General features: G+C 34.5%; 13 protein-coding genes. 3 read left to right on the forward strand and 10 right to left on the reverse strand.

Going from position 1 to position 11,435, the window contains the following annotated elements:
* Positions 1–9 precede the first annotated feature (9 nt).
* Both KHA96_RS17240 and KHA96_RS17245 read right to left on the reverse strand, forming a co-directional pair.
* Positions 10–822: a TnsA endonuclease C-terminal domain-containing protein gene (locus KHA96_RS17240; RefSeq protein WP_213130537.1), complete on the reverse strand. Its 813-nt coding sequence runs from the start codon at positions 820–822 to the stop codon at positions 10–12.
* A 17-nt stretch (positions 823–839) separates the two neighbouring features.
* Positions 840–1,727 carry a tyrosine-type recombinase/integrase gene (locus tag KHA96_RS17245; protein WP_213130538.1) on the reverse strand — a complete coding sequence of 296 codons (888 nt, stop codon included), beginning with the start codon at positions 1,725–1,727 and terminating at the stop codon, positions 840–842.
* Between the two features lie 233 nt (positions 1,728–1,960).
* Here KHA96_RS17245 and KHA96_RS17250 point away from each other — a divergent pair, with 233 nt between their 5' ends.
* The gene (locus tag KHA96_RS17250) at positions 1,961–2,821 is read left to right on the forward strand and encodes a S1 family peptidase (protein WP_213130539.1); all 861 of its coding nucleotides are present in this window, start codon (positions 1,961–1,963) and stop codon (positions 2,819–2,821) included.
* A gap of 258 nt (positions 2,822–3,079) precedes the next feature.
* Here KHA96_RS17250 and KHA96_RS17255 read toward each other — a convergent pair whose 3' ends face one another.
* The 4 genes from KHA96_RS17255 to KHA96_RS17270 form a co-directional block, all read right to left on the reverse strand.
* Positions 3,080–3,451 (reverse strand): hypothetical protein, encoded by a 372-nt coding sequence (locus KHA96_RS17255; RefSeq protein WP_213130540.1) that lies wholly within the window; start codon positions 3,449–3,451, stop codon positions 3,080–3,082.
* 2 nt (positions 3,452–3,453) lie between these two features.
* On the reverse strand, positions 3,454–3,861 hold the full coding sequence (locus tag KHA96_RS17260; protein WP_213130541.1) for a four helix bundle protein: 408 nt from the start codon (positions 3,859–3,861) through the stop codon (positions 3,454–3,456).
* 99 nt (positions 3,862–3,960) lie between these two features.
* On the reverse strand, positions 3,961–4,188 hold the full coding sequence (locus KHA96_RS17265) for a hypothetical protein (RefSeq protein ID WP_213130542.1): 228 nt from the start codon (positions 4,186–4,188) through the stop codon (positions 3,961–3,963).
* Between the two features lie 302 nt (positions 4,189–4,490).
* Positions 4,491–4,808 (reverse strand): hypothetical protein, encoded by a 318-nt coding sequence (locus KHA96_RS17270; RefSeq protein WP_213130543.1) that lies wholly within the window; start codon positions 4,806–4,808, stop codon positions 4,491–4,493.
* Positions 4,809–5,114: 306 nt separating this feature from the next.
* Between KHA96_RS17270 and KHA96_RS17275 the strand changes: the two genes are divergently transcribed.
* Positions 5,115–6,086, forward strand: a complete 972-nt coding sequence (locus KHA96_RS17275; RefSeq protein WP_213130544.1) for a ParM/StbA family protein — start codon at positions 5,115–5,117, stop codon at positions 6,084–6,086.
* The gene (locus KHA96_RS17280) at positions 6,079–6,360 is read left to right on the forward strand and encodes a hypothetical protein (RefSeq protein WP_213130545.1); all 282 of its coding nucleotides are present in this window, start codon (positions 6,079–6,081) and stop codon (positions 6,358–6,360) included. Before KHA96_RS17275 ends, KHA96_RS17280 begins: the two co-directional genes overlap by 8 nt.
* A 95-nt stretch (positions 6,361–6,455) precedes the next feature.
* On the opposite strand, the gene KHA96_RS17285 is transcribed toward KHA96_RS17280, so the two are convergent.
* The 4 genes from KHA96_RS17285 to KHA96_RS17300 all read right to left on the reverse strand — a co-directional run bounded on the left by KHA96_RS17285 (position 6,456) and on the right by KHA96_RS17300 (position 10,865).
* A complete protein-coding gene (locus tag KHA96_RS17285) occupies positions 6,456–7,604 on the reverse strand; it encodes a DNA cytosine methyltransferase (protein WP_213130546.1) in 1,149 nt (382 codons plus the stop codon).
* Between the two features lie 240 nt (positions 7,605–7,844).
* Positions 7,845–8,762, reverse strand: a complete 918-nt coding sequence (locus KHA96_RS17290; protein WP_213130547.1) for an HNH endonuclease — start codon at positions 8,760–8,762, stop codon at positions 7,845–7,847.
* 92 nt (positions 8,763–8,854) lie between these two features.
* Complete coding sequence (locus KHA96_RS17295) at positions 8,855–10,450, reverse strand: AlwI family type II restriction endonuclease (protein WP_213130548.1); 1,596 nt, start codon at positions 10,448–10,450, stop codon at positions 8,855–8,857.
* A gap of 19 nt (positions 10,451–10,469) precedes the next feature.
* Positions 10,470–10,865 (reverse strand): hypothetical protein, encoded by a 396-nt coding sequence (locus KHA96_RS17300; protein WP_213130549.1) that lies wholly within the window; start codon positions 10,863–10,865, stop codon positions 10,470–10,472.
* Between the last annotated feature and the right edge of the window lie 570 nt (positions 10,866–11,435).

The raw sequence follows: 11,435 nt of genomic DNA on the forward strand, positions 1-11,435 counted from the left end.
CACATCACCCTACTTATAGGAAACTTGAAAATGATAATCTTCAAGTTTTTTGGAAAGATAGATTTTCTTGCTTAGATCCATTTTTATTTCTTTAGTAGCGATTAGATGTTTAAACAGAATCAAGCCTAGGCCATCATCTAATTGATATGCTTTCTCCAGCCTTGAAAGTATCCTCTGGATGGTGTCGGAAGGATCCGACAAGTACTTCATCATATCAGTTTTAAGAATAGCCATATTAGAAATTAAATCTGGGTAATCCTGAATATCACAGGCATTCATAGCCCAACCAATATTTCTTGCCAACTGTTTATTGATTTCCTTTTCAGTTACAATGCCAAAATCTATCTCTTTCTTTTCGAAGTATCTCCTTTGCAGCTCCATTCTTTGCAAGGTTGCCTTTTTCTCCAACTCTTGCGATTGCTTAATTATTCTTGCATGATAGAAAGGCTCACCATCATTTCTTTTTCTTGTTATCAAAAAAGAAGATGTAAAGATATGCGGCACTTGAGTCTTAACGTCAAATAGTTTCTTAGAAAGATCCTTATCCAATGAAATATTCATCTCGTGAAAATCTAGTAATGGATATTGCTCCCTTAAATCTATTACACCATCGTCAAACTCTAATAAATAGAAATAATATAACTGCAAATCACTTAACAGATGATGGACCCTTTGAGTGGTATGACCAAAAATGCGAGTAGACCTCCCTTTGGAAGCAATATCTTGAACCTGTAACCATGGCTTATAGTCTTTTCCTGTCCCTTGCCCACGTTTTTCCTTCAGGAATCTATTGATAGTAGTTTCATTCCATTCTCTGATCATTTTTCTCCTCCTTATCTCTATAAATAAACATTGTCTACTGCCCTTTGCTTATCCTCAGCACTACTATTGATGTAAAAGCGATACAAGGTATCAACAGAACTATGTCCAGTTAATATTGCTAAGGTTTTCGGGTCTACTTTCCCTTCTTTTAATAAATTGGTACAAAATGTATGTCGAGCCATATGTGGTGTCACGATGTATTCAAGCTGAGCTTGCTTACTATACTTTTCTAACACTTTATTAATAGCCAGCCTTGTTAAAGCTCCCCGTTGGCCTTGAAGCAGTTTTTTTGATTTTACATCTGGTCTGGCTTCAAAATAATCTCTAATGGCAGAAACCACATTTGTATTTAGATTGATTTTTCGCACCTTGTCGCCCTTTCCATTGCGTATTAATACATAACTATAATTGTTTTTTCCATTTCGCTCGGTAAGATGCATATCATCTATTTCTAGTGAAACCAATTCGTTACATCTTACACCCGTTCCAAAAAGCAAATAATAAATCAGTATATCTCTCTTGTTTCCAGATGCTTCAATTGTTCTCTTTAGTCGATATTGTTCCTGCTTTTCGACAACCTTCACTTCATAATCTAATTCAATATTATTTTTCTGAAGCACTTTTTTTAGATCTATCTCCGTATTGCAGATATTTTCGCCACACAAAAACTGCTGAAATCGAACAACGCTCTTTAGCTTACGATTGATACTTGTTACTTTTAACTTTTTATTGAAATTCAAGTATTGCCGATATTCCCGAAGATCAGTTTCCGTGATAGTCTCGGTATTGTATCCAATGGTATTCAATAACCATTCCTTAAACTGCTGAATGTCCTTTTGATACGCTTGAATGGTCAAAGGGCTTTTCCCATCTTTATGCAACCGCTGAATAAACTCAGATAACATGTTCTCTTTCCTCCTATGCTTTTTGGGAACGCAAAAAGGCGTTACTGCCAAGGGTCAAAATTCTATCTTTTTTTTAAGATAGAACCACAACCCAAAAGCAATAACGCCTTTGATTTCCATATATTTATGTCTATAATTCTATTATAGTTACAATTTTTTGATTATACAAGGCCATTATTACAATGTAACGAAAACTACAATGAAAATAATTTTAGGAAACGGGAGATGGAAAAGTGAATATTAGTGAATTGAATTATTCAACAGTGAGAATAACGTCCCAATTAAAAAACGGAATTAGTACCGGAACTGGTTTTATCATTAGATTTGCTGAACAAAACAGAGATGGACAATACCTAAGTGTTCCATCAATTGTTACTAATAAGCATGTTATTGAAGGTGCTATTGAAATTACAGTAAGATTCCACGCTGCTGATATTAACGGCAAAAGAATAAACTCTCACTGTGAATTTACGGCTCCAATTGATAGCTTTTTTATGCATCCTGATCCTAATGTCGATTTGTGTGCAATGCCTATTGCTAGTTTATATATGTTAGCAGAAAAAGATAATATTAAGCCATATTATTATGGCATTAGATTGCAACAAATACCGACGAATGAACAGCTGCATAACTATTTCCCTGCTGAAGATATTATAGTTATTGGCTATCCCAACGGTATTTGGGATGAAGTTAATAATTTCCCGATTTTTAGAACAGGCACCTTAGCTACTTCACCCGCTGTTGAATATAAAGGTCAAAAGGAGTTTCTAATTGACTGTGCAATCTATCCCGGTTCAAGTGGTTCACCTGTTTTATCTGTTAAACAATTATTTCACAAAGAAACTTTTGAACCCTTCACTTCTGTGAAATTATTAGGTGTAGTTTACGCTACTTATCAGCATACAGTACAAGGTGATTTAATTATCAAAAATATACCTACAAATATAAATACCCCTATTCCTAATCATTTGGGCTTGGTTCTTAATAGCACAAGAATTCACGAACTTAATAAACTGATTACAGACTATTATGCGGATGTTTCCGATGAAGATATTTACTTTGCGTTAGGTACAAAAAAGAAAAAGAAAGATTGAAAGATTTAAACCTGTTTGGTTAATATACCGGTAGTATTTTGCAACATTTAAAAAAACTGTGATGTAAAATACAACCCATAACATAATCTCTCTTCATAATTGTCAGTTATGTAGCAAGTTTAGACCCGAATTGCATCGAAAAGTCCTCGAATATGTAAAACAAGAAAAATAAATCTCGATACATAACTTTTTAAGCAAATTTTTCATCAATTTCCACATAGCTTCATACATAAAAAAGAGGGATAAAGGATCTTCCCTTTACCCTCTACTAGCATTCTTCTTTCTGTTTAACATCCCGAAAAAACCGTTGAACAATTTCACCAGTTCTAAAGAAAGCATTACAATTCTCTTTTCACTTTCCCCCATTTCATAGCGTCTCAACATTGGCATCAATTTTTGAAAAGCCTCTTTACTACGATTGAGCTTCTTATATTTGTTTTTCACGTTAATTTCAGTAGCAGCCAAAGCAATACTTCTTGGAATTTCCGTTGCCATTCTACGGATTAGTAGACATTCTTTCCAGCCAATTTCATTTTGATTTTGTTCAGTCCAATCTAATACAAGTTGTGTAAACCTAATTGCCTGCTTGTATAGATTTAATTTACGGAAAGAATCTACTTCTATTGTCATATTTACTCCTCCTCACTCGATTCATTCTGTTCAAGTATCTTATCAATTTCCTGAATCTTTGCTAACAGCAGCCCGAAAATTATTTCTGCATCGTCATCTAACTTTCGATACTGCTCTTGTGTGATGTAGTTCAGGATTCTTGCTAGATCTAAGAAACTTTGACATTCTGCGATACTTCCAAGGGCTGTATTGAAACGATCCCTTTCTTTTCCGTAATAGTGATTTCGAAATCCCTCGCTGAAATTGGCGGCTACGCTGGTTGAGGCACGACGCAACTGATCACACATGTTGTATCTCTCAATATCAGGAAAAGCCTTTACGATAGAATAAATCTCTTTGCTAAATCTCAATGCTCTTTTGTAGACCTCTTGATTTCTTGGATTAGATATCTGTCTTTTTGTTTGTTGCATAATTTCATCACTCCTTGAATTTCTTGTGTTTGAATTGGAATTGTTTCTTATTGATTTGAAGTTTTCAGTTCAGAGGTATTTTCGGAGTATTACAGGGACTTACGTGGATTGAGCAGAATCATAATTCTGTTGCTCTCTTTTTTCATTCAAATAGTGGTTCATGAGGATTGTTTCAGCTTCGCTGAGATTTTCCATTTCTTGAATCATCCAAGCCTTCCCTTCATCTGCTAGCTGAACTAACTTTGATTGAATATCAAAAATACTGAAGGAGACTAACTCCCTAAATTCTCTGTATTCCATCTGAGTTCTGGCTACTGCTTCATTCATTATTTTTCACCCCCCAATAATATCATTATAGATCACCTCTTGTATTAGATTAAAAAATGGATGTTCTAGGTGGTCTTATATATGTTTTGTGGGTTGGACGAATAGTTCCTTGGTCTAGCAGGGTTGAGTTATCACAATGCTTCACAAGACTTTATTGCAACATTCAAGGAATTCGTTCACTTTTGTCAATAAAACTTCCTTTTCCACTTTTGATGAATTCTGTTCTTCTGAAAAATGACGGCTCATTATACTACTCCAATCATTGCTATGACAGCGGGTTTCTTCTAATATAGTTTCGAAAACTAGAAGTTCACCTTTAGAAGTGACAAAGATCTCTTTTTTATCCACCCTAAAATAATTTTTCTCATGGACACACGTCTCTCCCACAGCAAAAATTTGGCATCCACTAAGAATGTCATTTTTTTACCTTTGTAAAATTCAAATACATTATATTTTCGATCTTGCCCAATTGCCTTTTTATAAATCGGCTCAAATTTAACAAGAATTAGAAGTTTTTCGATTGCACCATCAAGAGTATCTGCTGGCATACAGATATTCTTTAATTCCTCTGTTTTTGTAACAAATCCTAAAATTGCTGTTTCTGATAACTCGTACATCATGTTATCGTTCTCCTTTTTTAGTTGATACTCCCATAATAGTTTTTTTTCAACTATACATAGTTTTTGAGGTTCGAGCTTGTCTTAGTTTGTTTAACCAATAAAATCCTTTCTTCCAATTAGTCAAATCTAGTGCCATCTAATTAATGAAAGAACTGAAAGAAATTAAACAAAAATTGCTTAACATATGATTTTTTATGAAATCTTAATACTTACTCGAACAAACTTTTTATGATTTTTTCTTATATTTCCTACCTTTTTGCATAGCATAAATCGTTCAATCAATAAAATGAAAAGGACGTGGTAGACATGAAAGATCAAATTTTTATTGCCGTAGACTGTGGCAAGCATGGGAGTAAGGGAATCGCTAAATACAAAGGGATTACCTATATGACAACCTTTCGCACCAAAATGCAACAAGTAAAGAGGTTGGGAGTAGATATTCAACCAAACTCATTCTTAGTGGAATTAAATGGGGATGAATATCTGCTTGGAGAAATGGTTAGCGAAGATTATGTGGATTACTCCTTAAACAAAGCCTCCCTGATCCATCAGATCTCCATATACACCGCCATTGCCCAACTTCTCCAAAAGGCAAACGCCCCTACAAATGTAGACATCCGCTTAGCTGTCAATGTTCCAATCAACACTTACAAAGATTCTGTTCAAAAAGAGAAGTTTAAGCAAATGGTGGAAAATCATAAACGTACCATCCATTTTATGGTCAACGGAAAAGCATATTCGATTGATTTGACCGATGTCACAATAGTTTTTGAGGGTATGGGAGAAGTTTATGCGAAGCCAGATAAGTACAAAGAGAAAAATACAATCATAGTTGATTTAGGTGGGTTAAATACGACGTTTTGTACGTTCAAAGGAATACACCCCTTAATCAATACCATGATTGTATCGGATTTAGGCATCAATATTCTAAAGGGGAAAATCGGGAAAATTATCAACGAACATTATGGGCTTTCTGTTTCATCCGATGATTTGGAGCAGGTTTTACGAAGTGGTTATTTTGCAAGTAAAGGAGAAGTTTACGAAGACAGTAAAGTGTTTATCGAGGAAATCAAGTATGAACATCTACAGCAAATTATTCGGTTTGCGAAGAGTCGGGGGTATACCTTCAACATGAGCGACATCCACTTTGTTGGTGGCGGTGCAATCACTCTAAGAAGATACCTCAAACAACAATTTCCTCATGGAGTCATCATGGATAATCCTCAATACTCCAATTGCCTCTCTTTCCTCAAAATTTTAGAGGTCAAATATGGCTAATCTAAGGTTTACGATTAGCCTCCTTCCAAATGACCAAGATTTGATTCGATTTATCGAGGTAAAGAGGAGAACTCAAAGTCTTAGTGCTTATGTCCGGGAATTAATTCGAAAGGATATGAGTGGCAACAAAGAAATCCCCAATCTTGAAGAAATTTACGAGTATGTAGAAAAGAGACTTCAGGAAAGTGGATTTGCTATAAAAGACGTTGCAGAAGATCAAATGAAAGAGATTGTAGATGAAGTGGACAAAGAATTGATTTTGAATCTATTTTAAGAAAAAGGATGGTTCCCATATACTGGTACCATCCTTTCTTTTTTACTCTTAATATACTGTACTAAAAATGTTATAAAATAAGCGTCTTTTTTTGATTATAGAGCTGTAACTAACTCTTTAAATGACTCTTTCTTAGTGCCTTTTAGGTTTTCTAATTGTAACTTTGCTATTGGTGGAATCGAATCATAATCTATTCCCGCAAAAGTTTTAAGTATAGCATTAAATACTATTTTAGCACCTTCAGGAGGTACAGCCATACCTATTTGTTTCCTTACCGCTTCTTTGCTACCCAAAAACATAAAATCATCAGGGAAAGTCTGGAGTCTTGCTCTTTCACGATTGGTTAATGCTCTATTCTCACTCCAATGATACATGTGGGTTCCACCACCACCGCTACCTGTAACAGTATAAGCTGGTCTAGTAGGATCTAGCCTTTTATAAATCGAGCTTAACCTAGCACCTTTTACATTCAATCGAAGTTCTTCAGGTATACCTAAATACCAAGCGTTTTCCCCTGCCGGTATATAACTTAGCATTTCTTGAACTTTTTTGGTATGTTTGGGCATTTCATGGTTTGGTGCATCCTCTGGAATTGGTGGCTCCAAAATAGCTTCACGAGAAGTTTTATAATCTGTTGAAGCCAATGTTGTTGGTGCAGGAACTTTAAATTTAATACCTTTTTCATATAGATCATTTCGAATTCCTACAATAATAATCCTATGTCTAGCTTGTGGAACACCATATTCTTCAAATTTATACAAATGAGGAGTTAATTTATATCCTGCCTCTTCTAGTTCAGTTAAGATTTTTATAAACGCATTACCTTCATTCGCACTTTGAAGTCCACCCACATTTTCAGCAACAAAGAATTTAGGTTTATATAATTTTAAAACCTTGACACCATAAGAATACAACGGACCAAAAGTTCCCTCTAATCCTTTCTTTTCACCTACATTCGAGTAATCGTTGCATGGGAACCCAAATGCAAAACAATCTATATCACCTAATATTGATTTATCTCCAATTGGTAGATTTTCAACTGGCCCAACATGAACCGACTCGTCATTTTCGTCACCACAGATATTAAGTCCATATGTCTTACAAGCATTGCTATCATAATCATTTGACCACAAATGTTCTATTTTCCACTCTTCCCCAGTTTCCGGATGAACAAAGCCTGCATTTTTGGCACCTAGAGAAAGACCACCTGGGCCATTGAATAGTTCTCCCTTTAGAAATTTCATAAGATGTTACATCTCCTAAAAACGAATATTTGTTCTTGCATATATCTATGCTATTCATTATACACCTTTTCTACTAATTTTGCAGCTTAAAAGTTTTTAATCGAAATACTCTTTCAAAAAAAAGCCGAAATATACTAGGCTACAAGATAAATGTATATTTCAGGCTTTATAATTTAATTTTATATTTATTTGTGTCTCTGTAATTTACTCCATTGATTTTACAGGTTACTGTAACTACGCTCAATCAACAAGATTTCCCTCGACCTTAGCACGAAACCCCCATGTAAACACTGTGTTTTCTGGTTTTACCCTTTCATCACTTTTTATCGTCCAAGTCGTTGGATGAACAGGGACTCCTTGAGGAATATGCTCACACAAAGTAAATCGTACTGGCTCATCTTTAATGTCTGGTGTTATAGGTAAGTAAAAAGTAATAATTTTCAACCCATAAGTAAAACGAATCAGGTAAGGATACTCTTTAGATTCATCTGTTGCTGTTTTGAATACTTCCAAAATAACATTTGCATAACCGTTACCTTTTACAAAAGCAGTATCCATATAAAGAGGGAAGATATCAATTTTGCCCAACAACCATTCAGGAACGTAAGCAACTAATGCTTTATCTTCATCCTCTAGGAGAGCCCATGCCATGTGAGTCAAAGTCTTACATATATCTGAAGGTCTATATGGTGGAGGATTATTTATTGTAAACTTCATCACTTTTTCATTATCTTTTTCTTCAATTTCAAAGACACCTTCATTTTCCAATACATCAACTCTAAGGATATCATTATCTTGATTCTTCTCTAAAATTGACTGTTTTCCTTTTTGTTTATACTTTGGTAAACCAGATCCAGGCCGTTTTTTTGCACTAATGAATATTCTGTCGAAGGTTAAATAGTTTATTAGTTCATTTTCATAATAGCTCATTTTTTCATTACAACTATCACATTCATTTAAATAAAATAATGTACGATTCCCTAGACCGGCAGGTATCACATGTGCATCTTTTTTAAAGGACACTTCGGGACGCTTCCTATTACAAAAAATACAAGACTCTATACTTCTGTCCCCCACTAAGTCTCTATCATCGCCTAAGATATCATGAGGATAAAAAAAGGAACTATAATTTTCATAATGTTCATCACTGTGTTTCACTTTATAAGAACCTCCAATGATTATAACTATCCTGCACCACCCGAACAGTAATCGTTGCTTCATCTTACAAATATTTTCATATTCGTTGCTTTTTAAGGCATTTCTGCCACGGTATCGTAACCTTTATTGGTAAACAAAGATATAAATCCTTCTTTTCTCTCTTCCTTTTCTAATTCGTGTTCTAAACAATAATCTAAAAATCCTAACAATGCTTTTGCCGATAAAATTGCACCCGACACATTGATTTCGGAGTTAATCAATTTAGCCTTGTCACTTATTTTTTCAAGATGCCTTTCTCCGCCAAACTTATTAGCAGTTACATAACCAAAATAAGCAACTGATTTACCTTCGTAACCGTGATAATTAGGGATATATTCCGATGCCATGTGTGACGCTAGATTTGCTGATAAGGTGAATTTTTCTCTATAATTTTTAGCATCTAAAATACAAATTGTTTCTTCGTCTACATGAACTAAAATCTCGATCTCCGTTCGTATGTCATCACCCAATGGCTTAGGACGCATATCTACTTCAAAACCAATAGATTTTAAGATTTCACCTGTTTTATCCTCAAAAACACGATCGTTTTCTTCGTAAAGATATGATTCAACAAAATCTTCATTTAGAGATTCATAAGTGTGTTTGTGCAATTCATAGGCAAATTTTCTAGCTTCATTAGTGGAAAGTTCCTGTTCTAATATCTCCGCAATCTCCTCAACACTTAATCCCTGAATCAATGGATAAGGAGATAAAAGACGTTGAACCTTTCGTATGCTCTTTCCTTTATTCGTAGCAGGGGGTAACGAACCATATGGACTTGCTTTGTAACTATCTACATCTAATCCTGCGTTTTCAGCGAACCTTTCAAGTGAAATTAAGAACCTTTTATTAAATGGATACCTATTTTCTAAGTAGTCCAGCATTTTAGAAGTTGCTTCATGCTTATCGGTTGGTAATCTCAATGCGTCTCCTCTGACGTAATCAACAAGCCCTGTGTAATCACAAAGCATCATAAACGTATGAGCAACATCCCCGTGTGCTGACGCAAAATCACGAGCATCACTGTCCGCTCTTTCTCTATGATCAAATAGAGTAGCTACTGCTTGCTTCATATCATTTTTCTCACTATCTGAGGCATTTCTAAAATCTACTATTTTTTTTGTAACATTAAATAATTCATCGTCTCGTTTAGCTGTAAGTGCAAAAAATGTGATTTCCTCTTTAGTAATATAATAATTTAGTAATGGTTGATTTACTAAACGCACAAGGAACCTCGCTGGTCTTATTTGGAAACCATCTTCATACTTAGGACGAAATCCGCTATCCAAAAAATAAGCATTGGGGATTTGCAAGGTTAAAATCTGCTTTGAAATATTATCCCTGACTTTTTCAGAACTTAATATTTTCTGACCAACTTTGGTAAGGACTAAGTAACCCTCTTGGTTCAAGTATACATACCCGAAGGTACGTAACATAGCTCCCCATGTTCTTCCACCAGACCCATCATTACTAATATTATCTCTCTTCAATCCTTCGGACACTAATACAGCTTCATATTGCTTATGAGCATCTCTGTTTCCATACCAAACAATAGTAAAATTATTGGTAGCAATTTTAAGTGCTCGCAGTGCATCTACATGGAACTTTGGATCTCTCTCTGGTCGAGTAATAAACCATACTTTTCTCACCGTATATCCCCCTTTAATTTTAAGAAATTAGGATTCTAACCTTTTCCATTATTTCCTTTTCTTTTTCATTTAATTTATTTTTATATCCCATGGATGCCCAATCGCCCAAGACATCAAGAAAAAGCTGTTTGTCAGTAATTATGAAATCATTTATATAATTTTCATCCTCATCAGATAAACGTGAAATCAAAGTTGAAATACTCAGTATTTTCTTATCAAAAACATTCATTAGCTTATGTTCTTTTAGATCATGTTTTTCGTTAATAACTGAAAGAACCTTTACAAAGGAAGAAATATGAATATCTTCATTATTGTTGTAGGCATCATTAAACCAATTGTTACTATTCCCCGCTCGGTTACTTACTTCTCTATGAGTCAACTTAGCTTCAGAGATTAAATCATCAATATTATCCATCAGCCTATAAAGTAGACTTTTTCTCAGTAGTTTTATAAGCATATTCTTGTCGATTTGAACACACCCTCTTTCTTCGTATAATTACTTACTCATAGTTTAATCCTTATCAAAATAAAAAAATCACCCGCAAAGGTGATATTTCGATTCGAACCATATTTATTAAATCTTCTTAGTATTTTTAACTAGATTTATGACATTGCCATCATCATATGGTTGCGAATAATAAATTTTACCGCACTTTTGACATTTCACATCACAAACACGATTATATATAAGTTTTTCCTTTTTAGATAAATGTACTGGTGGTTCTTCCACACCAATAACAAGCAATACTCCTCCGCAATTACAAATCAAATTTATCGCCCCTCATTCAAAATAAGCATACTTTATTGTGGTACATCGCTTATATTCGTCCTCACTAATTATAATTAGCAATCCCATTTTACTCCAAACCTTTTTATTTGTATTGTCTGAACCCCATAAACCTGTTAGATAGGCGAAAAATATATACTTTATAAGTCCCCTACGAGGAACTTTCGCCCCAATAGAATGCAATCCATGTAGAGCCGA

The organism is Bacillus sp. FJAT-49711, assembly GCF_018343715.1.
GTDB lineage: Bacteria > Bacillota > Bacilli > Bacillales > Bacillaceae_C > Lederbergia.